A 21,867-nucleotide genomic window follows, 5' to 3' on the forward strand; every position below is an offset into this window, starting at 1 on the left:
GAGGAAGCTTACTACGAAGCAATACTAGAAGACGCAGAAGCACGTAGGAAGCCAAAGAGCGGCTTCTGTCAAAGGCCTTCCAGTGCCGTTCGCTCGTGACCAAGGCGCTTGTGCTTTTCTAACAGTATCAGAATTTATAAATTTCTAACTTGGAAACTGTCTAGCTTCAGCGCCTACGAGCTCGGTCACTTCAGTCCTTTTCGGAAGCCAAAGAGCGGCTTCTGTCAAAGGCCTTCCAGTGCCTTTCGCTCGTGACCAAGGCGCTTGTGCTTTTCTAATGAAATTTTATCAGTTTTATGAACTTTATATTTTTAAAAAACGAAATGTTAAAAATATCACATATAAACCGATTGGCTATCGTTAAGATAGTAATTAGGTAAATCAAAGAACCTTGTTAGGAGGGCGAAAGCTACAAAAGTGTAAAGTTAAATAAAGTAATACTATTGAAAAAGTCGGAAAAAAAGATCGGTTTTATGACAAGTTGTTCGAAAATATATACAGACTTCCTTAAGAAAGTATATAGTAAAAAGGTATATAAGAACTTTACAAAAGAAAATTTACTAAGTGTTGTGATTTACATAATAAAAGTAATACCTTAAAAGAAGGGTGAGGACGAAATGACAATAAATTTTAATGGGAATTTTTTAAAAGCATGTAAAGGGGAGAGTGTTTCGCATGTTCCTGTGTGGTATATGAGACAAGCAGGGAGATCTCAGCCTGAGTACCGTGCGATTAAAGAAAAATATTCATTATTTGAAATTACACATCAACCTGAGCTCTGTGCCTATGTGACAAAGCTTCCTGTAGATCAATATAATAATGATGCTGCAATTCTTTATAAGGACATTATGACACCACTTCCTGCTATTGGGGTAGATGTAGAAATTAAACCTGGAATTGGTCCTGTTATTGCCAACCCTGTTCGAACAATGGCTGATGTGGAGAAATTGGGAACTATTAACCCACAAGCAGATGTTGCTTATGTATTAGACACAATTAAATTGTTAAGAGAACAATTAACCGTTCCGTTAATTTCATTTGGCGGAGCGCCATTTACACTTGCAAGCTATATGATTGAAGGTGGACCTTCAAAAAACTATAATAATACAAAGGCGTTTATGTATTCACAGCCTGAAAGCTGGTTTTTATTAATGGATAAACTAGCAGATATGACAATTACTTATTGTAAGGCACAAATTCATGCTGGTTCACAAGCCATTCAAATTTTTGATTCATGGGTAGGAGCGTTAAATGTACAAGATTATCGAACATTTATTAAACCTACTATGCAAAAAATCTTTACAGCATTAAAAGAAGAGAATGTTCCACTTATTATGTTCGGTGTCGGTGCTAGTCACCTGGCAAATGAATGGCACGACCTTCCGTTAGATGTAGTTGGGCTAGATTGGAGATTATCAATTAAAGAAGCCGGTGAGCGTGGAATCAAAAAAACTGTTCAAGGTAATTTAGATCCGGCAATTTTACTTGCACCTTGGGATGTAATTGAAACGAAAGCAAAAGAAATTCTAGATCAAGGAATGGCTCACGAAGGTGGCTTTATATTCAATCTTGGCCACGGTGTTTTTCCACAAGTGAATCCTGATACATTACGTAAATTAACTGCTTTTGTTCATGAATATACAACTAAATAATCATTTTGTATCTATGGGTGTAGAATGAAAAGAAAGGTGCAATAAAATGTCTAAGAAAAGGATAGGTTTACTAGTAATGGCTTATGGAACTCCTCGTAAGATTGAGGAAATTGAGCCTTATTATACACATATTAGACGTGGAAGAAAACCTTCGGAGGAGATGCTAGATGAGCTTATTGAACGCTATGAAGCAATAGGAGGTATTTCTCCGTTAGCCAAAATAACGGCTTCACAGGCTAAAGGGTTAGAAAAAAGGTTAAATGAATTAAATCAAGATGTTGAGTTTAAGCTTTATTTAGGATTAAAGCACATTGATCCATTTATTGAAGATGCTGTTGATCAGATGAAAAATGATGGAATTGAAGAGGCGGTAAGTATAGTATTAGCACCACATTACTCAACATTTAGTGTTAAGTCATATAATGGTCGAGCAAAAGAGCGATCAGAAGAGGTAGGCGGACCAAGAATTTATAGTATCGATAGTTGGTATAGCCACCCAAAGTTTATTCAATATTGGGCAGCTCAAATAAAAGAGATCTTTGTTAATATGAATAATGAAGAAAAAGAAAAGGCTGTTGTTATTTTTTCGGCTCATAGTCTTCCGGAAAAAATCTTACAGCATGGTGATCCGTACGTGAAGCAACTACAAGAAACAGGTGATTTAATTGCTCAAGCAGCTAGTATTAAACATTATACAATTGGATGGCAAAGTGAAGGGAATACACCTGATCTTTGGTTAGGACCAGATGTTCAAGACTTAACGAGAGATTTATATCATCAAAATGGCTATACTTCAATAATTTATTGTCCAGTTGGCTTTGTTGCTGACCACTTAGAAGTTTTGTATGACAATGATATTGAATGTAAAGTAGTAACAAATGAGCTAGGAATTCAATACTATCGTCCACCAATGCCAAATGATAGCATTAATTTTATTGATTGTTTAGCGGATGTTGTTATGAATAAGTTTTCAAAGAAAGAAAGTGAGCGCTAATGAGTAAAAAGAGAGTAGCAATTATCGGCGGTGGAATAACTGGATTAACAGCTGCGTACTACTTACAAAAAGAAATTTTAGCAAATAATTTAGATTGTGAATACCGCCTTTATGAGAAATCTACAAAGTTAGGTGGGAAAATCGCTACAGATTATCGAAATGGCTTTGTTATTGAGATGGGCCCAGATTCCTTTCTTGCAAGAAAACAAAGTGCTTCTAGATTTGCAAAAGAAGTAGGATTAGAACAAGAACTTGTTCATAATGGGACAGGAGGCTCATTTATACTAGTGAATGGTAAGCTTTATCCTATGCCAGGCGGGGCAATTATGGGTATTCCAACACAAATGGCCCCTTTTGCGACAACAAAATTATTTTCACCACTAGGAAAATTACGGGCAGCTGGAGATTTAATTTTACCAAAAGCGAGTGACCCTGATGTGGATATGTCATTAGGAAGCTTTTTTCGAAAGCGCCTAGGCAATGAAGTTGTCGATAATCTTATTGAACCACTACTTTCGGGAATTTACGCAGGTGATATCGACAAATTAAGCTTAATGGCTACATTTCCGCAATTTCACCAAGTGGAACAAAAACATCGTAGTCTTATTTTGGGAATGAAGAAAGCGACACCGCCAAAGCCTAAAAATGTTTCAAGAGAAAAGCCGAAAGGAATGTTTTTGTCCTTTAAACGGGGTTTACAATCATTTGTAGATGGAATTGAAAAGCATCTAGACGAAGATTCGATCGTTAAAGGTGTTGGGATTGTAAAAGTTGTAAAGAAAGGTGAGCAGTATGAGCTAACCTTCTCTAGTGGAGCAGTTGAATTATTTGACTATGTTGTAATGGCAACTCCGCATTATGTAACAGAACAGGCTTTTAAAGACTATTCTTTCTTGCAACCATTAGCTAGTATTCCATCTACATCTGTTGCAACAGTCGCTATGGCTTTTCCTAAAAATGCAATCAAACAAGATATTAATGGAACAGGCTTTGTAGTTGCAAAGAAAAGTGAGTATAATATAACTGCTTGTACATGGACACATAAAAAATGGCACCATTCTACCCCTGAAGGCTATGCGTTACTACGCTGTTATGTAGGAAGAGCTGGCAACGATTCAATTGTTGATTGGTCTGATGATAAAATAATAGATGCTGTATTAACGGATTTGAATAAAACAATGAAAATCGATGTGAAACCAGAATTTCATATTATTCACCGTTGGAAACATTCCATGACTCAATATGTTGTTGGACATAAACAACTAATTGAAGAGGTAAAAGATCAATTGCAAAAGCAATTGCCAGGGGTCTATGTAGCCGGCGGTTCCTACGAAGGTATTGGTGTACCGGATTGTATTGACCAAGGTGAAGCTGTTGTTCAGAAATTAAAGAAAAACCTCATATGAAAAATGCCCTTTTAGTAATTAGTCTTTACTAAAAGGGTATTTTTCATATGAGGATAAGTGTAATTTTCTAAAGCAAGAAAGGTGTTTAGTTTACGTGCATCCTCGCTCGAAGTCTATTTCCGTAGCAAGAAGCTAGGGAGGGGTTCACATGTAATTGCGGTAAGTAACTTTTGTAGAATGAAAATGTTTAAGAAGTAAAAGAGTTATTTGTGAAATAGGTTTTACTTTATGTATAAATATTTTTCTAATTTTAAATACAGTAGTTAATAGGCGGTTTCTAAGAAGTGTTCTACTGTTTTATAGAAGAAAAACGATAGGATAAAATCATCCTATCGTTTTTTGTGAATTTTTAAATATATATTAGATTTAGTTATCTGCTAATATCTTATCAAGTCTTGATGTGTCTACGAAACCATCTAAGTTAGGCTCGTTATCAATAAAGTTTAATTCATATGAAGCCGTAGCCCAAGCTTGAAGAGCATCTGAATGTGTTTCAGTTGTAACAACCATTCTAGTCCATGCATTCTCTAAAACTGACTCAGGAAGTCGTGTTTGCGATAGCTCATAAAGAGAATCGTTAATTGTAGCTAGTGTATCTTCAGTGTGTTCCTGTGTATATTCAACAGCGCGTTTATGGGCACGTAAAAATTGGTCAACAGCTTCTGGGTTTTCGTTTAAAAACTGAGGTGTTGTAACAACAACAACACTTGGAAGAGTTTCTCCTAAGAATACATCATTCCATTCGGTAATAACCTTTGCACCTAACTCTTCAACTAAATATGTTCCCCATGGCTCTGGAGCTGCAGCAGCATCAATTTCACCTTGCTCAAACATAATCATCATATTTGCTGGGTTTACACGTGGTTGATGATCGACAGTTCCACCGCGTCTAGTTGTTGTTAATCCAATATCTTGAAGCATAATTTCTAACTGTACATTATGTGTGCATCCGTTACCTGGTGTACAAAATGATTTTCCAGCGAAATCTTCTAACGTTTCTATTCCTGCATCTTCTCTAGCAACGATTAATGTTGCCCCATTAGCTGCAGCTCCTAAAACGACGATATCGCCTCCTGCTAAGAAATAGTTAATGGCTGGACCTGGACCAACATATCCAAGTTGAATAGACCCACTATCTAGTGCTTCGATAAAGTCATTTCCATTTGGAAAGTTTGTAAATGCCACATCTTTACCTTCTAATTCTTCTTCAAAAAAGCCTTTCTCTTTTCCGATAATCCCAGCTGCGTGATCTAGGTTTGGAAAATAACCAATACTTACAGAATTAGACTTATCTGATCCGCAAGCGGCCAAAATTGCAACAGCTAAAATAAACAGCGTTACTGATAAAAGTTTCTTCATTATTATTCCCCCAAGATTCATGATATTTTAATATTTTATGAAACTTCTTTCATAAATTTTAATATTACTTTGTTAAACCCCAACGTGTCATAACTTTTTTCTCCATCGGAGCGAAAATTAAATATTCTACAATTAAACCAATAACAGAAATAATTACCATAATTGCAATAACTAAATCCATATTAAACATGTCTCTAGCATCTAATAGTGTTCGCCCTAAGCCACCACGACCTAAAAGTTCACCTGCCATTAATGCTCTCCAACCAAATGCCCAAGCTAAACGTGCACCGGTTAAAGCTGCAGGAATAGAAGCTGGGATCATAACTTTCCAGACTAATTCAGAACCTTTATACCCCATTGTCCTAGCTGCTCTTATTAATATTGGTTGGACGTTTTTTATTCCCATTCGCATGTTCATTGTCATGGCCCATGTTCCACCAAGAACGATAATAAAGATGATTGGAGTGTTTCCTTGTGAACCAAACAGAATAAGGGCAATTGGAAGCCAAACGATACTAGGAATTGATTGTAAAGCAATAACTAAAGAACCGATTGTTTCATCTGCTAATTTTGATTGCCCTAATAAAATACCTAGGGCAGAACCGATAATTATAGCTAATGTAAAACCGAGGCTTATCCGTTGTAAACTAGTAATAAGTGCACTACTTAAAATCCCAGATTCAAAAAATCCTTTATATAATTGTTCGATCGCCCCGCTTGGTGAGGGGGAAAATCGAGTAGTACGAAATTCAAAATTTAAATTTAACCTATATATGCTCTCCCATATTGCGATTAGAACTGTAAAGAAGACTAGCCTTTTTAGAGTTGTAGTCATCACCCATTTCCTCCTTCATAACTTTCTCGATTTCACCAGCTAATAAATTCATAATATCTTCTTCTAGCTTTATGAATTCTGGTGATGAAGGTTTTCGTGGTCTTGGAATATTTACTGGAAACTCACTAATAATCCCTCCTGGTCTCGTGCCCATTAAAATGATGCGATCCGACAAAAGTACAGACTCACGAATGTTGTGTGTAACAAAGATAATTGTCTTACCGGTTTGTTCCCAAATGTATTGAACTTCTTTATGAAGCATAGAGCGAGTTTGCTCATCCAAAGCTCCAAATGGCTCATCCATTAATAAAATTTCTGGGTCCATCGCTAAGGCTCTTGCAATGGAAACGCGTTGTTTCATACCGCCAGATAATTCGTGTGGGTAAGATTTGACGAATTTACTTAAATGTACAAGTTTTAAATATTCTAGTGCTTTCTTTTCTGCTTGTTCCTTGTTCATTTTTTTCTTTAAACCAAACATTACATTTTCTAACACTGTTAACCATGGCATTAGTGCTGCTTCTTGGAATACAACACCACGATCAGGACCAGGTCCATTAACTGGTTTTGACCCAACTTGAACCATCCCTTTTGTTGATTTGTCAAGTCCTGCAATAATATTTAATAATGTTGACTTGCCGCATCCAGAAGGTCCAAGAAGTGAGAGAAACTCTCCTTTTTTAATTTTTAAGTTAATATTATTGAATACGGTAAACGAAGTCTTTTCTTCTTTATTAAAATACGTTTTTTCAACGTCCTTAATGATTACATGATCCATAGTCAAACCTCCAAACCTATTAACATCATAAAACATATATTTTTAGTCGGAATTAAAGTACTCTTAGTATATGATGTATATATGAAACTGTCAACGAAATGTATTGAAAAATATATATAAAGAAAATATAGTCAAAATGGTTACAATAATAAGGTAGTGTTGTTATTTGAAAATATTTATATTATAGGTAAATATCGGGTTTTTATATTAGTTGAAAGTAAGTAGCAATAAATAAATTATATCTTGAAAGTATGTGACATAAGGAAAATATTACTGGTTTGTCTAGAATTAGATTGAGAAAGGGATTTTTTATGATAAACTATAGTGTAGGATTGAAATTGTCAGGATCATATTAAACAAGTTTTTAAGTTTTTTCATGATGCTTTGTTTATCAACAAAGCTTTTCTTGCATAATCAGAATTATAAATTTCTAACTTGGAAACTTTCTAGCGCTAGCAGACTACGTGCTCGGTCACTTCAGTCCTTTCGCTCGTGACCAAGGCGCTTGCGCTTTTCTTGTTTTATTACATTCTTCAGTGGCAGTATGTGGTTGAAGTTCAGCTTATACATCAACACTTTATTTATTAACTTACAGTATGTTAAAGAATAAAGATTAAAAAATTGGGAAAAGGTGTTAAATAATGAAAGAAGATTGGAACATCTTACAAATACTTCGGCATTCTCGTCATGATTGGCTCAATTTTGTGCAATTAATTAAAGGTAATCTTGCGCTAAAAAAATACGATCGAATTGAGGAAATTATTCAGGAAATCGTGAATCAAACTCAACAAGAAAGCAAACTCTCAAATTTACATATTCCTCAATTAGCAAGTGAATTATTAGTGTTTAATTGGAAAAGAAATAATCATTTTCAGCTAGAATTTGAGGTGTTAGGACCAACTAAGAACCTTGAAACATTTGAGGTAACGTTACTTCATTGGTTTCTTGATTTAGCAAATTTGCTAAATACTAGTTGTCAGCAATTTGCTGAAAATCATTTACTAATAACAATAGAAGTTTTTGATGAGGATGCACTTAGAATTAATTTTGATTTTCATGGAAATTTATTGGAAGTGAACTCAATAAAGAAATTTGTTGAAAATGAAAGTAGTCAGAATGAACAAATGGAATTAGTGGAATTTTATATAAATAATGAAGAGTTTTATCTAGTTCTAAAATTAATGTGAAATGTTAGAAGAAAATTTTGAGGTGAAAAGATGTTTGTAGATAAAGTTACAGTATTTGTTAAAGGTGGCGACGGAGGGAATGGTATGGTAGCCTTTCGTCGTGAAAAATATGTTCCTAATGGTGGTCCGGCTGGTGGTGACGGTGGAAATGGAGCAAATGTTGTATTTGAAGTTGAAGAAGGATTAAGAACATTAATGGACTTCCGTTATCAGCGGCACTTCAAGGCTGAACGTGGGGAGCATGGTAGACCTAAAAATCAGCATGGTAAAAATGCTGATGACATGGTAATCAAGGTTCCGCCTGGAACTACTGTTATAGATGAAGAAACGCAACAAACGATTGCTGATTTGGTTAAGCATGGACAAACTGCAATTATAGCAAAAGGTGGACGTGGTGGTAGAGGGAATAGTCGATTTGCGACACCTACTAATCCAGCTCCGGAAATTGCTGAAAATGGAGAACCAGGACAGGAGAGAAATGTAACATTAGAATTAAAACTTCTCGCTGATGTAGGACTTGTGGGCTTTCCGAGTGTAGGTAAGTCAACGCTTCTTTCGGTTGTTTCGGCCGCAAAACCGAAAATTGCAGAATACCACTTTACAACAATTAAGCCGAATCTTGGGGTTGTTGATGTTGAAGATGGTCGTAGCTTTGTAATGGCCGATTTACCTGGTTTAATTGAAGGTGCCCATTTAGGGGTAGGTCTAGGGCACCAATTTTTAAGACATATTGAGCGTACAAAAGTTATTGTTCACGTTATTGATATGTCAGGAATAGAGGGGCGTGACCCTTACGAAGATTACGTTAAAATCAATGATGAGTTAAAAGAATATAATCTTCGTTTAACTGAACGTCCACAAATTATTGTTGCTAATAAAATGGACATGCCTGAAGCTGAAGACAACTTAGCAGCTTTTAAGGACAACTTAAATGATAAAGATATCTCTATTTTTCCTATATCAGCTATAACGAAAAAAGGATTACGTGAATTGCTATTGGCTATTGCTGATAAGGTAGATGTTACAGAAGAGTTTCCACTAACTGAGGAAGAAACAGAAAGTAGGGTTATCTACCGACATGAAAAGCAGGAAGAACCATTTAAAATTACAAGGGATGACGATGGAGCATATGTCCTCTCTGGAGATCAAATAGAAAAGCTATTTAAAATGACTGATTTTTCAAGGGATGAGTCAGTACGCCGTTTTGCGCGCCAAATGAGAGGTATGGGAGTAGATACATCACTTCGAGAACGTGGTGCAAAGGATGGAGACATTGTCCGTATTTTGAAATTTGAGTTTGAGTTTGTTGAATAATGATAAAGAAGCTGCCTTTAGAGGTAGCTTTTTCATATACAATTCAGCATAGCTTCAAAATTACTTCTCTGTGGGAAACTATTTTTGAAGCTATGCTGAATTTTAGTTGTCAAAATTATCTTGCAAATTTATAATGTAATAATAGGAATTTTAGGTGGTGGTTTTGTTTGGGAAACAAAAGTGATGAGTTTTATCTTGTGCGTGCTGATATATTGTCTGAAGCGATGCAAAAGACGTTAGAAGCAAAAGCTTTAATAGATAGTGGTAAAGTTAGAAATATAAATGAAGCTGTTCAGGCGGTTGATTTAAGTAGGAGTGCTTACTATAAATATAAAGACGGAATTTTTCCTTTTCACAAAATGGTGAAAGAAAAAATAATAACTCTTTCTATACATCTTGAGGATAGATCAGGTACTTTATCGAAACTTTTATCTGTTGTAGCAGATGCAGGTTCAAATGTGTTAACAATTAACCAAACAATTCCTCTACAAGGACGTGCAACTATTACCTTAACAATTGAAACTGCACCAATGACTGTTGGGATAGATCATTTAGTGAAGAAAATTCAGCAACTTGATGCAGTTGAAAAAGTAGAATTAATCGGATCAGGAGCATAGATCGAAAGGAGTTAACAATGACTAAAATTGCTTATTTAGGTCCTAAAGGAACATTTACTGAGATGGCTACTATATCAGTATTTCCGAGTGAGGAACGAATACCTTTCCGTACGATACCGGATTGTATGGATGCAGTATCGAAGAATATAGTAGATTTTGCCGTAGTTCCTATTGAAAATACAATCGAAGGATCAGTTAACTTAACATTAGATTATTTAATTCATAATCAAAAATTATTAATTAACGGTGAAATTACAGTGCCAATTGAACAGCAACTATTAATTCATAGCAATAATACTAAAAATTGGACGGCAATTAAGAAAGTATATTCACACCCACATGCAATCGCACAATGTCATACATTCTTACGCTCTTTATTACCGGATGCGGAATTTGAATATATGAACTCTACGGGTTCTGCAGCAGATTATGTAGCAAAAAATCCTGATCAGCCTATTGCTGCAATAGCGAATGAGCTAGCTGCCAAAGAATACAACTTAGTTGTTGCCGAAAAAAACATACACGATTATGAAAATAATCATACACGCTTTGTTATATTAAAAAATGAAAGTAGTAGTATGCCAGAATCTCCTTCATACTATATTGGGGATAAAACTACATTAATGGTTACTTTGCCTGCAGATTATCCAGGAGCCCTTCATCATGTACTGTCAGCGTTTGCCTGGAGGAAGTTAAACCTTTCGAAGATAGAATCTAGGCCTATGAAAACGGGGCTTGGCAATTATTTCTTTGTCATTGATGTCGCTATGAAAATGGACGAAGTATTAATTCCAGGGGTTATTGCTGAACTAGAAGCCCTTAAGTGTCAAGTAACTCTATTGGGAAGTTATCCATGTTATTCATTATCAAAAAAAGTAGATGAAATCAGAGTAGAAACGTAAAAACACGAGAAAACGCTTTTCCTAGCGTTTTCTCGTGTTTTTTGTAAAATAAGATTTATAAATTTCTGAGGTCAGAAAGCTGTAACTCCTTGCTGCACTGCTTCTGCGATTACTCTTCCACGAAACACTGTTTCGTCGAAGGTCACATCAGAGCCATGCTACAAGACGCAGAAGTACAATTACTTCTGTCTAGAGCTACCACGCTTGTACTTTTCTTATTTGGACGGCTCGTACTAATTATCCTCTAACAAGTAACCTGCTTGAGCTAAAGCAATACATATCTCATTAATTTCTTCTTGTGTTCTTGCCTCAATTGTATGAAGGTGAACACCTCCAGTAAGTTGTGATAAAAGTGAGGCATTAGTTGAATTAATCTTTGAAATGAATTCCTTTACGTCTTTACGATTTCGTATCATTAAGGAGGCTGTAATCTCACCGTAGACTTGATGTTCGACAACAACGTCTTTAACTATTCCTCCGTGATCTACGATAATATTTAATTCATGAATTGCATCTTCCGGTGAATGCTTACAAGCGATTACCTTTGAGTGTAAATCAACTTTTAATTGCTCTTTAATAAAAATATAGCCTTGTGAAGTAGCTAAGATAGGGTAATTTCTTGCTTTTAATATCGAAATGTCTTGAACAATAACCTGCCGACTGACATTTGTTTTCGTTGCTAAATCATTTCCAGTAATCGGTGAATCTGTTTCCATCAGCCATTGTAATAATAATTCTCTCCGTTCTTCCCCTAAGATTTTGTCTTGTTGTTGTTTCATCCAGTAGCCCCCTTATGGTAACGTAGTTTCTACTATACCTTTAATTGCTTTTGCAGTTTCTATAATGTGTGATTCTGTCGTATGTTTACCCATTGATATTCGAATGAGTTCCCTGGCGGCGTCTTTTTTGTATCCTAATTGAAGCATTGTTTTCGATGCATTTTGCCCTTCAACTTTACAAGCTGTCCCTGTGGATATAGCAATATTTTTCCTGTTTAGTTCTAACATTGTATATTGCCCTTCTATACCATGAATCCTTAAGGCTAAGTGGTGACTTAAACGTTCATCTGGGTGCCCGATTAAACTATGGGTAACACAGTTATTTGATAATAATGTTAATAATTGTTGACTTAATTGCTTTAAACGTAATTGTTCAACCTCCATATTTTCACAAATCTCTATAGCTGCTTGAGCAAAGCTTGCGATAGCAGGCACATTTACTGTTCCTGCTCGAAATCCACTTTCATGGGATGTGTTTGGAATTACTGGCTTCCAAGATATCTTTGGAGAAATATAAACTGCCCCCACTCCTTTCGGTCCATAGATTTTATGACTTGATAATGAAATACTATCTACGTTTAAGCTCGTAATATCTATAGGTATCTTACCAAAAGCTTGGACACAATCACTATGAAATAGAATATTTTCATCTTTTAAAAAAGCTCCAATTTGACTGATATTTTGGATTGTACCGATATCTGAATTAGCATAACAAATTGAAACAAGAACAGTATTATCTTTAATTGCTTGTTTCAATGTATCGAGGCTAACAACCCCATATTTGTCTACATTTAGGAAGGTGATTTCAAAGCCTTCTTCTTCTAATTGTGTAAAAGTATTTAATACCGAAAAATGTTCAGTACTTGTTGTGATAATATGACCTTTTTTCCCTTTAACTAAAGATTTTATGGCTAGGTTATTAGAATCTGATCCACCACCTGTAAAATAGATCCCTTTTGCCTCTGTGTTGACACAACTGGCAATTGCCTTTCTAGATTGTTCTAAAATACTTTTAGCTTTTGTGCCGACGTCGTGAAGGCTACTAGGATTTCCGTAGAATTCTTTTGATGCTTTTATAAAAACTTCTAAAGCACTATCTGACATAGGAGTTGTTGCACAATAATCCAAATAAATCATAATATGTCACCTTCTTTACTGGGTATTTAAATTAGTTAATATTGTCAAATTTTATACAATAATTAGATAAACTACTTGAGGACTACTTGTAATAAGGTTTTCTCTCTATTAAAAGATAATATAACTTTTACTTACTAAAAAAAAGTCTTGTCACTAGTTTAAAATTATGTAAATATAGGTGTCAAGACAGTTGTAGACATTCATTAGAATATTTTTTTTTAGATAAGTGTCAAACTTCTATTCTGATAAGGTTTTATGTAACGAATATTATCTTCTAATTTTAGGAGGGTGAGTATGAATGTAATGAAAACTGATGTTGTTATTATTGGCAGTGGTTTAGCCGGACTAATGACAGCGTATTACCTTTGTGAAAAATACAATGTGGCACTTGTCACAAAAACTAAATTGGCTAATAGTAACTCAAGCCTCGCACAAGGCGGTATCGCAGCGGCAGTAGCAAAGGAAGATCATTGGAAAAAACATTTTCAAGATACAGTTGTTGCTGGGGGTTATCATAATGAAAAAAAAGCAACTGAACTCCTTGTAAAAAAAGGTACGACTCTCATAAAGAAGCTTGTAGAGATTGGTGTAAGTTTTGATAGAGATGAAAAAAATGAATTTTCACTAGGAATGGAAGGGGCTCATAGAGTAAGAAGAGTACTTCATGCGGGTGGAGATGCAACTGGTAAGGTAATGGTGGAGTCAGTTATTGCAAATGTCCTCCCGAAAATAAATGTTATAGAAGATTCAACGGCATATGATTTACATGTAGAGAATGGAGGGTGCTGTGGAGTCTATATAAAAGATCAAAATGAAAATTTATGTTTCATAGAAGCTGATCACGTAATTTTAGCAACCGGTGGGATCGGACAATTATATAAAGTTACATCTAACTGTAAAGAAGCAACAGGGGATGGAATAACTATGGCTTATCGAGCAGGTGCAGCGATAGCCGATATGGAATTTATTCAATTTCATCCGACGCTAATGATGGTTGATGGCGATTGTTTAGGTTTAATCTCAGAAGCTGTACGAGGTGAGGGAGCAAAGCTTGTAACTGAAGATGGCAACTATCTAATGCAAGGTAAGCACCAATTGGAAGATTTAGCCCCTCGTGATATTGTTGCTAGAGAAATTTTTAAAATGAGACAAAAAAGTGAAACGGTATATTTAGATATAAAAAACATAAGGAATTTTAAAGAACGTTTTCCATCAATTACTAACATGTGCAAACATACAGGTGTACTAGAAAAGGGATTAATCTCAGTTGAACCAGGTGCTCATTTTATCATGGGTGGTATAAAGGTAAATGAAAATGGTGAAACAACAGTGAAAAATTTATATGCTGTTGGTGAATGTGCAAATACTGGGGTTCATGGTGCAAATCGGTTAGCAAGTAATTCTTTGCTAGAGGCTGTTGTGTTTGCTGATCATCTCGCAAAGACAATTTTATTAGCAAGAAAACAACGGTCATACGATGTAAAGTTAAACGTAAAAGTACCTTCGTCAGTTCCTTTGAATTTACCTACGATTGAACAGATTCAAAATGTGATGGATCGTTATGTCGGAATTATTCGAAATGAAAGAGACTTAAAACGAGCAATTAAATGGTTCAAACAATTTAAAGATATTTATGAAGAACAAAATCATTTGCATTTATCTATTCATGAAAAAACAATCTGCAACATGCTAATTGTCGGATATTTAATTGCAAATGCAAGTCTTAAAAGAAATGAAAGCCGTGGTGGCCATTATCGATTAGATTTTCCTCAAACGAATGACGAGCGTTGGGTTGGTTTTAAAAATGTTAGTGTTAATGGTGTTTTATATCGTGAAAAGTTTCACGAATATAATGATCTTATTGAACAATCATTACCTAAGGTTAAAAAGGAGTTGTCCATTTCGTGAATAAATTAAAATTAAAGTCGTCTTTACAAGGTTTTTTCGAGGAAGACTTAGGACTTGGTGATTTAACTAGTGAATCAATTTTTTCAGAAAAAGATTATGGATATGGTGAATTTATTTGTAAAGATGATGGTGTTTTTTGTGGTGCAGAAGTTATTGAACAAGGTTTTAAACTACTAAATGACCGAATTTCAATCGATTTTACAATCAAAGATGGCAAAGAACTTAAAAAAGGTGAAAAAATCGCCTTGGTCGAAGGTCCTGTTTTAGACTTATTAATGGGAGAACGTGTAATACTTAATTTATTGCAACGAATGAGTGGTATTGCAACAATAACGAAAAAAGCAGTTGGAAATCTACAAGGTAATCATACAAAAATATGTGATACTAGGAAAACAACACCAGGATTAAGAATGTTTGAAAAATATGCAGTTACATGTGGTGGTGGTTACAATCACCGATTTGGTTTATATGATGCTGTCATGATTAAAGATAATCATATTTCTGCTAGTGGTGGAATTGAAAATGCAGTAAAGAAAGTCCGAAAGAGGCTTGGCCATACAGTAAAAGTTGAAGTGGAAACAGAATCTGCTGAGGATGTTATTGCTGCTGTAAAAGCAGAAGCAGATATTATTATGTTTGACAACCGAACTCCAGAGGAAATCTTTCAACTCTTGAAGCTTGTACCTAAAGGAATTGTGACGGAAGCTTCTGGTGGGATAACATTAGACAATATCGGGAGTTACTCATTAACGAATGTAGATTATATTTCTTTAGGCTTTTTAACTCATTCAGTAAAAGCCTTAGATATTAGCTTTAATATAGAAGTTTAGAATTATTTTTGTAATTTTGACATTATAAAAAGGGGATGGAGTCGTGAGTATTTTAGAAGTAATGAATGAAACAATTCAAATTCCAGATCATTATAAAAATATGAAAATAGAAGAAATGGAAGCTAGGATTAAAGAAATTAAAGCGAAATTTGGCACGCGTTTGTATATTCCAGGACATCATTATCAGAAGGATGAAGTTATACAATTTGCCGATGACACTGGAGATTCATTAAAATTAGCACAACTTTCTGCCAACAATGCCCAAGCTGAATTTATTGTTTTTTGTGGAGTTCATTTCATGGCGGAAACAGCAGATATCTTAACAAATGAAAATCAAAAAGTATTTTTACCGGATATGAGAGCAGGCTGTTCTATGGCTGATATGGCCAATATAGAACAGACAGACCTAGCGTGGACAAAGCTCCAACAAATATTTGGTGATACTTTATTACCGCTAACATATGTAAACAGTACAGCAGAAATAAAAGCTTTTTGTGGGAGGAATGGTGGTGCTACTGTTACTTCTTCAAATGCAAAGAATATGGTAGAGTGGGCATTTACGAAAAAAGAAAGAATCTTCTTTTTGCCAGATCAACATTTGGGTAGAAATACAGCATTTGAATTAGGGATTTCGTTAGAAGATATGGCTATTTGGGATCCAGAACTTGAGGAGTTACAGTTTCAAGGAGATGTAAACAACATTAAAGTGGTTTTATGGAAAGGTTATTGTTCTGTTCACGAAAAATTTACCGTAGAAAACATTGAGGAAATGAGAAGTGAGTATAAAGATATAAATATAATTGTTCACCCTGAATGTAGTCATGATGTGGTTCAATTAGCAGACTTTGCTGGTTCAACCAACTATATTATTGATAAACTTCAAGAAGCCGCTTCGGATACTGTATGGGCTGTTGGTACCGAGATGAATTTAGTAAAAAGGCTGGGGCAAATTCATTCTGATAAGAAAGTTATGTCCCTGAATCCGAATATGTGTCCATGCCTTACGATGAATCGAATTGATTTGTCTCACTTATTATGGTCGTTGGAAAGTATCGAAATGGGGAAGCCTGTAAACCAAATCGTTGTTAATAAAGAAGTTGCTAAAGATGCAGTAAAAGCAGTTGATAGAATGCTCCATAGGTCCTAATAAATAAAAAAATTATTCACTTTTATAAAATAAATGAGCATAGAGACAATCTCTATGCTCATTTATTTTTATAAAAGGAAATAAAAAGCTCGGGTACAATTCTAGAACTGTAAAAAAAAGAAATGATATTCGTTTGGTTATATATAACTTTTTATCTGCATAAATTGTGCTGAAGAGTATTTTTGAACGTAGGTATAAAACTAAAGTAAATAAATGCTTTTGCTGAGATTAGCTTAAGGAGGGAATGTAAACGTGAAAATTCATATTGTTCAGCAAGGAGACACTTTGTGGAAATTAGCTAAGAAATACAATGTAGATTTTGAACAATTAAAAGCAGTTAATAATCACCTTAGCAATCCAGATGTAATTATGCCAGGAATGAAAATCAAAATCCCTACTGCTGGCGTTCCTGTAAAAAAACAAGTTCCTAAGAAAGAAGAACCGATAGCTATGAAAGAACAACCAAAACCAAAGGAGGTACCAGTACCAAAGAAAGAAGTAAAAGTACCACCACCTGCGCCTGTACCAGAAGTAGTGAAAAAGCCAGAGCCAGTAATTCAACAACCGATACACCCTCAACCAATTCAACAACCTATTACTCAAGAACAATATCTTCATAATATGAATATGAATTTTAATATTTATAAGCCGATGGTACCTCCACCACCAAAAGTACCAGCACCACCAAAAATGGCAGAAAAGGAAATTCCGAAGGTGGAAAAGCCAAAACCGATGGTACCACCACCTGTACCACCTAAAAAAGAAATTCCAAAATCAGCACCAATAAAAGAACCTGTAATAAAGGCGGAGCCACCGAAATATCCTACGCCGCAACAACATTGTTATCCAGTAACTGGGATAATGCCTGGATGTTCTTATCAAGTACCACCAGTAGTTCAACAACACCAAGTATTTCCACATTACCCAATGATGCCGTTGCCAGCGCAATATGGATATCCACAAGCACCAATGGGGGCACCAATGCCAGGAATGCAAATGCCAACAATGCCTACGTATCCACAGCCACATGGTAGCCCATATGGAGTTGGACCAATACAGCAACAACCATGGAGCTATATGCCAGAAGATGTAGATTTGGATGAACAAGATATTGAAGATGGTTCTCCGACGGGAATGCCGACATTGCCTCCATATCCTGGCATGCAAATGCCGCCAATGCAAATGTCGAATTATTGGGGGCAACCAACAGTACATCCGCAATATGGAGATGTCACCATGTATCAACAACCTGTTTCACCAGTAAATGCACAAATGATGCCACAACCACAATGGGGTTATACGCCATACCCAATGTATCAACCTCATTCAGCACAATTTAATTCGCAATTTCAACAACAAGTTCGCCCAGAAGGCGAGGATGATGAAAATAAAGATTAATATTTCAAAAGCTAGTCCTTTGGGCTAGCTTTGTTTTTATACAAAAGTATAAAATTTTGAAGTTGGAAAGGTGTCTAGCTTCAGTCAGCTTTGTTTCTGCGGTTACTCGTTGCACAAAACACTGCATTGAGGTAGCTTACTATGAAGCTGCTTGCTCTTGAGTCAACGGAATGGCACAGGCGCAGCTGCTCGTGACCAAGGCGCTTGCATAATCAGAATTTATAAATATCCAACTTTGAAACTGTCTAGCTCCAGGCGCCTCGATCACTTCACTTCGTCAATTGCGGTCAACAAGAGAAATCGAAAGAAAAAAGTGAAATACAAGTACTGCCAAGTGTGTCTTTATATTTAGTGTATTGTATTCAAAAATCCTCCCCAACTTCCTAGATATAACAGATTAAATTTATGATAAGAATGACAAATTAAATGTGAAAGGAGGAATTAAACCAATGAAAAAAATTGCGATTACATTATCTGCAGCAACAATATTGATGGGGGCATTAGTTGGTTGTGGAGTTGGTCAAGATGGTGCGCGTGGACTAGGTGGCGCTGATCAACGTGGATTTGGTTACCATACAACTGAAGAACGTACTGGTTTTACAGGTCAACGTGCAGGTGAAGGTCCTATCACTGATATGTTTACACGTGATGATCGACGAGGGGCAAAAGGTCTTGGGAGAGATGGCAGACATCCTACAACGGGTTTAGCTGGCGAAAGAGGAATGACTGGTCGCGCTAGGCTTGGTGGTGGTGATATGGGCTATGGAGGCGGCTTTGGAACAACTGGAGCTGGTCGTCATGGTGGAGGTTTTGGTGGCTATGGAACTGGCTATGGTACTGGAGTAGGTCAAGGCGCTGGTTTAGGTGTACGTGGTCATGGAACAGGGTTTGGTGGAGCTGGTACAGGTTATAGACCTGGAATGGGTCATGGGCCAGGCTTCGGTGGTGCTGGTGTTGTAGGTGACCGAGAAGGTTATGTAGATGATCGTGGAATTGTGCGTGGTCGTGGAACGACTGGTCGTCAAGGAATCGGTGGCTTAGGTCAAACTGGTAGAACAGAAATGAGAGGTTTTGCGTATCCTCATGGATATGATGCAGCTACAGTACAAAGAATTAGTGCTAAAGTAGCTGATGTAGAAAATGTAAGGGATTCACGAGTAATTGTTCATGAAAATAGAATTATTGTTGGTGTTGACGCTAATGGTCAAGATACAAAACGTATTGAAAAAGATGTTCGACAAAGTGTTAGTGACCTCGCTGATGATAAAGAAGTTTTTGTTGTAACTGATCGTGGACAATTTGACCAGGTACGTACAGCTGATGATAGACTTCGCGCTGGGGAACCCCTAGAAGAAGTAGGAGCAACTATTAATGAAATGTTCAGAGATTTTGGACGAGCAATTCAACGTCCGTTTGAACGTACTCGATAAAAAATAAATAGACAAAGAGGCTAGATGGCTAGCCTCTTTGTCATATCCTATGTGTATCTAGCCTTCAGTTCGAGAAGATCCAGCTGCTAAGCAAATATAAAGAAAGCCTCACTATTAGAAGCTAGACATCTATATATAAAATTAAATGTTTTGAAACGTAAATTTTAGGTATGTATCTTGATTTGTGTAAAACTTAACTTTATTTTAATGATTTCATAATTGTTAATTTTCGCTCTCTTAAACTAATTGTTGTTGGAGGAAGACGGTTTTCCAACAATTTTAGACTTATGTAGCTTCATTTAGGTAATTATGAAATTCACCCCATTTAAATACATAAAATAGAAAAAAAGGATAAAAGTCTTTATGATTGGCGATAATATAATCTAGCCAGTCATAAAGACTTTGTTACTTCTTAGAATTTGTTTGTTTTTTTAAAAGTGAAATTAAAATGACCAAAAGTGCTTGAATCTATATCTAGTTACAAACGTTTTAATGTAACTGGATTTAGTATCTTGGTGGCGAGAATAATGAATGATGAATCATATTTTTTTCATTTAATTTTATTTATTATGGTGGTGTTATAATGGGAACCAAGCGAGTCCATCTCTTGAAAAAGTACCCAAAAACAATAGGTCTATTTATTGTTAGTTTTATTATTAGCAGTTTGATGATTGTTAATTTACCGTCAAATGTACGAATAGCTGAAACAGCAGTAGACATTCCTTTTATTCGAGAAGCAAGTGAAAGAGAAAAGAACATAGGTCCTACAATTGTTTATGAAGCATTAAATCCTAAATCAATTCGTGTAGTGTTAGAGAGGATTTATTTGGATGGAGAAATTAGTGAAGAAATTGTAGATGAAACCATTTTATCAATGGAAGATTTTTGGGCAGAATATTCCGATTGGGAATTAGTAGATCAAGATGAAACTCAAGTAGTGTTTATGCAAAGAATTGACGATATATCCCCTTTATTAAAAATAAATGGGTATTTTGGTATTACTGATAAAGGTACTTTGACTATTTATGAAGGAAAACCCTCGGATGCAAAAATAATTCAATCGTTTTTCCAAATAAATACAAAAGAACTTAAAAGTCATCAACAAAAAGAGCTTCAAAAAGGCATCCCAGTGTTATCGAGGGATCGATATAAAGAGGTCTTAAAAATGTACAAGAAATATGCAAAACAGGAAATGTAAGTGAAAAGGCTGATTGAAAGGACTCTCTACTCTTTGTGGAATTAGAAGATCCCTTTAATCAGCCTGTTTTTTTGTATAGGAGTGTATTTTATAATTGATCTGACTTAAAAGTCGTTTAATAGGATAGAAGGAAATGAGTTAATTGAAGTTCAACTTTATTAATGGTCCTTTTATTGGTAAAATGAAAAACAAATAGATGTTCGCTTTTTAAGAATGGAGAGGTATTAATGATTGAATTTGTAAAAGGAAAAGTTAACTATATAGATTTGCAATATGTTGTTATCGATGTAAACGGAGTCGGTTATCAAGTATTTTGTGCCAATCCTTATATTTATACAGGTGACATGAATACAGAAGTTATTGTTTATACATATCATTACGTTCGTGAAGATGCAAGTAAACTATTTGGATTTCGATCTAGGGATGAAAGAGCCCTATTCGAAAAATTATTGAATGTATCAGGGATTGGTCCGAAGGGAGCTTTAGCAATTTTAGCTTCTGGAGAGCCACAACAAGTAGTATCGGCTATAGAGGATGAGAACGAACAGTTTTTAACGAAATTTCCAGGGGTAGGTAAGAAAACTGCAAGGCAGATGATCTTAGATCTAAAAGGAAAATTAACAGATTTTATGCCTAGTTTAATTGGACCAGTTTACAATCTGCCATTAGATCAAAGTACAAGTGAGATTTCATCAGAATTAGAAGATGCAATTGAGGCTTTAAAAGCATTAGGATATGTTGAAAAAGAAATTAAAAAAATTACTCCGAAGTTAGCAAAAGAAGAGTTGTCAACTGATCAATACATAAAAAAGGCACTACAATACCTTTTAAAAATATAAATTTTAATTAACTGAGTGAATTTCATAATTACCTAAATGGAGCTACATAAAACTAAATGTTGTTGGAAATGCTCTTCATCCAACAACATTTAGTATTATAGTAGCGAAAATAAGCCAAATATTAAATTCATTAAACTTAAAATTTATCTCGAGGAGG

The 21,867-nt window shown here is 35.4% G+C and carries 19 protein-coding genes; 14 read left to right on the plus strand and 5 right to left on the minus strand.

The genetic code is table 11. From position 1 onward, the window contains the following. Positions 1–617: 617 nt before the first annotated feature. Genes hemE through hemY form a run of 3 tightly spaced genes read left to right on the plus strand, consistent with a single transcriptional unit; the run spans position 618 to position 4,052 of the window. Positions 618–1,652, plus strand: a complete 1,035-nt coding sequence (hemE, locus tag BKP37_RS04785) for a uroporphyrinogen decarboxylase (RefSeq protein ID WP_071308546.1) — start codon at positions 618–620, stop codon at positions 1,650–1,652. Positions 1,653–1,698: 46 nt separating this feature from the next. Further along, positions 1,699–2,646 carry a ferrochelatase gene (hemH, locus tag BKP37_RS04790; RefSeq protein WP_071308547.1) on the plus strand — a complete coding sequence of 316 codons (948 nt, stop codon included), beginning with the start codon at positions 1,699–1,701 and terminating at the stop codon, positions 2,644–2,646. Then, the gene (gene hemY, locus BKP37_RS04795; protein WP_071308548.1) at positions 2,646–4,052 is read left to right on the plus strand and encodes a protoporphyrinogen oxidase; all 1,407 of its coding nucleotides are present in this window, start codon (positions 2,646–2,648) and stop codon (positions 4,050–4,052) included. Before hemH ends, hemY begins: the two co-directional genes overlap by 1 nt. A gap of 366 nt (positions 4,053–4,418) precedes the next feature. On the opposite strand, the gene BKP37_RS04800 is transcribed toward hemY, so the two are convergent. From BKP37_RS04800 to BKP37_RS04810, 3 genes are all read right to left on the minus strand, one after another. Next, complete coding sequence (locus tag BKP37_RS04800) at positions 4,419–5,411, minus strand: aliphatic sulfonate ABC transporter substrate-binding protein (RefSeq protein WP_071308549.1); 993 nt, start codon at positions 5,409–5,411, stop codon at positions 4,419–4,421. Positions 5,412–5,475: 64 nt separating this feature from the next. Further along, positions 5,476–6,246 (minus strand): ABC transporter permease, encoded by a 771-nt coding sequence (locus BKP37_RS04805; protein WP_071308550.1) that lies wholly within the window; start codon positions 6,244–6,246, stop codon positions 5,476–5,478. After that, positions 6,179–7,024, minus strand: a complete 846-nt coding sequence (locus BKP37_RS04810) for an ABC transporter ATP-binding protein (protein WP_071308551.1) — start codon at positions 7,022–7,024, stop codon at positions 6,179–6,181. The genes BKP37_RS04805 and BKP37_RS04810 overlap by 68 nt, the downstream gene beginning before the upstream one ends. A 641-nt stretch (positions 7,025–7,665) precedes the next feature. On the opposite strand from BKP37_RS04810, the gene BKP37_RS04815 reads away from it, so the two are divergent. The 4 genes from BKP37_RS04815 (at position 7,666) to pheA (ending at position 11,044) form a co-directional block, all read left to right on the plus strand. Next, on the plus strand, positions 7,666–8,211 hold the full coding sequence (locus tag BKP37_RS04815; protein WP_071308552.1) for a Spo0B C-terminal domain-containing protein: 546 nt from the start codon (positions 7,666–7,668) through the stop codon (positions 8,209–8,211). A 30-nt stretch (positions 8,212–8,241) separates the two neighbouring features. After that, complete coding sequence (gene obgE, locus BKP37_RS04820; RefSeq protein ID WP_071308553.1) at positions 8,242–9,525, plus strand: GTPase ObgE; 1,284 nt, start codon at positions 8,242–8,244, stop codon at positions 9,523–9,525. 224 nt (positions 9,526–9,749) lie between these two features. Continuing rightward, positions 9,750–10,142: an ACT domain-containing protein gene (locus BKP37_RS04825; protein WP_071308758.1), complete on the plus strand. Its 393-nt coding sequence runs from the start codon at positions 9,750–9,752 to the stop codon at positions 10,140–10,142. Positions 10,143–10,159: 17 nt separating this feature from the next. Beyond that, positions 10,160–11,044 (plus strand): prephenate dehydratase, encoded by an 885-nt coding sequence (pheA, locus tag BKP37_RS04830; protein WP_071308554.1) that lies wholly within the window; start codon positions 10,160–10,162, stop codon positions 11,042–11,044. 233 nt (positions 11,045–11,277) lie between these two features. Here the strand turns inward: pheA and BKP37_RS04835 are convergent, their stop codons facing one another. After that, positions 11,278–11,823: a transcription repressor NadR gene (locus BKP37_RS04835; RefSeq protein ID WP_071308555.1), complete on the minus strand. Its 546-nt coding sequence runs from the start codon at positions 11,821–11,823 to the stop codon at positions 11,278–11,280. A 12-nt stretch (positions 11,824–11,835) separates the two neighbouring features. Continuing rightward, positions 11,836–12,960, minus strand: coding sequence for an IscS subfamily cysteine desulfurase (locus tag BKP37_RS04840; RefSeq protein WP_071308556.1), 1,125 nt, complete (start codon positions 12,958–12,960; stop codon positions 11,836–11,838). A gap of 294 nt (positions 12,961–13,254) precedes the next feature. Between BKP37_RS04840 and nadB the strand changes: the two genes are divergently transcribed. From nadB to ruvA, 7 genes are all read left to right on the plus strand, one after another. Further along, positions 13,255–14,868 carry an L-aspartate oxidase gene (gene nadB, locus BKP37_RS04845; protein WP_071308557.1) on the plus strand — a complete coding sequence of 538 codons (1,614 nt, stop codon included), beginning with the start codon at positions 13,255–13,257 and terminating at the stop codon, positions 14,866–14,868. Next, positions 14,865–15,698, plus strand: a complete 834-nt coding sequence (gene nadC / locus BKP37_RS04850) for a carboxylating nicotinate-nucleotide diphosphorylase (protein WP_071308558.1) — start codon at positions 14,865–14,867, stop codon at positions 15,696–15,698. Before nadB ends, nadC begins: the two co-directional genes overlap by 4 nt. Positions 15,699–15,741: 43 nt before the next feature. Next, positions 15,742–16,845 carry a quinolinate synthase NadA gene (gene nadA, locus BKP37_RS04855; protein ID WP_071308559.1) on the plus strand — a complete coding sequence of 368 codons (1,104 nt, stop codon included), beginning with the start codon at positions 15,742–15,744 and terminating at the stop codon, positions 16,843–16,845. Between the two features lie 252 nt (positions 16,846–17,097). Further along, positions 17,098–18,243, plus strand: a complete 1,146-nt coding sequence (safA, locus tag BKP37_RS04860; RefSeq protein WP_071308560.1) for a SafA/ExsA family spore coat assembly protein — start codon at positions 17,098–17,100, stop codon at positions 18,241–18,243. Positions 18,244–18,692: 449 nt separating this feature from the next. After that, the gene (locus tag BKP37_RS04865) at positions 18,693–19,673 is read left to right on the plus strand and encodes a YhcN/YlaJ family sporulation lipoprotein (protein ID WP_071308561.1); all 981 of its coding nucleotides are present in this window, start codon (positions 18,693–18,695) and stop codon (positions 19,671–19,673) included. Between the two features lie 583 nt (positions 19,674–20,256). Continuing rightward, on the plus strand, positions 20,257–20,871 hold the full coding sequence (locus BKP37_RS04870; RefSeq protein WP_071308562.1) for an intercompartmental signaling factor BofC: 615 nt from the start codon (positions 20,257–20,259) through the stop codon (positions 20,869–20,871). Positions 20,872–21,098: 227 nt separating this feature from the next. After that, positions 21,099–21,710 (plus strand): Holliday junction branch migration protein RuvA, encoded by a 612-nt coding sequence (gene ruvA / locus BKP37_RS04875; RefSeq protein WP_071308563.1) that lies wholly within the window; start codon positions 21,099–21,101, stop codon positions 21,708–21,710. Positions 21,711–21,867: the final 157 nt, after the last annotated feature.

It is taken from the genome of Anaerobacillus alkalilacustris (assembly GCF_001866005.1).
Lineage (GTDB): Bacteria > Bacillota > Bacilli > Bacillales > Anaerobacillaceae > Anaerobacillus > Anaerobacillus alkalilacustris.

Bases quoted from the DNA above. Each gene is read 5' to 3' on its own strand.
- BKP37_RS04805 (WP_071308550.1), bottom strand. From the start codon at position 6,246: ATGACTACAACTCTAAAAAGGCTAGTCTTCTTTACAGTTCTAATCGCA.
- BKP37_RS04835 (WP_071308555.1), bottom strand. From the start codon at position 11,823: ATGAAACAACAACAAGACAAAATCTTAGGGGAAGAACGGAGAGAATTA.
- BKP37_RS04825 (WP_071308758.1), top strand. From the start codon at position 9,750: ATGCAAAAGACGTTAGAAGCAAAAGCTTTAATAGATAGTGGTAAAGTT.
- hemE (WP_071308546.1), top strand. From the start codon at position 618: ATGACAATAAATTTTAATGGGAATTTTTTAAAAGCATGTAAAGGGGAG.
- obgE (WP_071308553.1), top strand. From the start codon at position 8,242: ATGTTTGTAGATAAAGTTACAGTATTTGTTAAAGGTGGCGACGGAGGG.
- pheA (WP_071308554.1), top strand. From the start codon at position 10,160: ATGACTAAAATTGCTTATTTAGGTCCTAAAGGAACATTTACTGAGATG.
- BKP37_RS04870 (WP_071308562.1), top strand. From the start codon at position 20,257: ATGGGAACCAAGCGAGTCCATCTCTTGAAAAAGTACCCAAAAACAATA.
- BKP37_RS04840 (WP_071308556.1), bottom strand. From the start codon at position 12,960: ATGATTTATTTGGATTATTGTGCAACAACTCCTATGTCAGATAGTGCT.
- ruvA (WP_071308563.1), top strand. From the start codon at position 21,099: ATGATTGAATTTGTAAAAGGAAAAGTTAACTATATAGATTTGCAATAT.
- hemH (WP_071308547.1), top strand. From the start codon at position 1,699: ATGTCTAAGAAAAGGATAGGTTTACTAGTAATGGCTTATGGAACTCCT.
- hemY (WP_071308548.1), top strand. From the start codon at position 2,646: ATGAGTAAAAAGAGAGTAGCAATTATCGGCGGTGGAATAACTGGATTA.
- BKP37_RS04865 (WP_071308561.1), top strand. From the start codon at position 18,693: ATGAAAAAAATTGCGATTACATTATCTGCAGCAACAATATTGATGGGG.
- BKP37_RS04800 (WP_071308549.1), bottom strand. From the start codon at position 5,411: ATGAAGAAACTTTTATCAGTAACGCTGTTTATTTTAGCTGTTGCAATT.
- nadB (WP_071308557.1), top strand. From the start codon at position 13,255: ATGAATGTAATGAAAACTGATGTTGTTATTATTGGCAGTGGTTTAGCC.
- BKP37_RS04810 (WP_071308551.1), bottom strand. From the start codon at position 7,024: ATGGATCATGTAATCATTAAGGACGTTGAAAAAACGTATTTTAATAAA.
- BKP37_RS04815 (WP_071308552.1), top strand. From the start codon at position 7,666: ATGAAAGAAGATTGGAACATCTTACAAATACTTCGGCATTCTCGTCAT.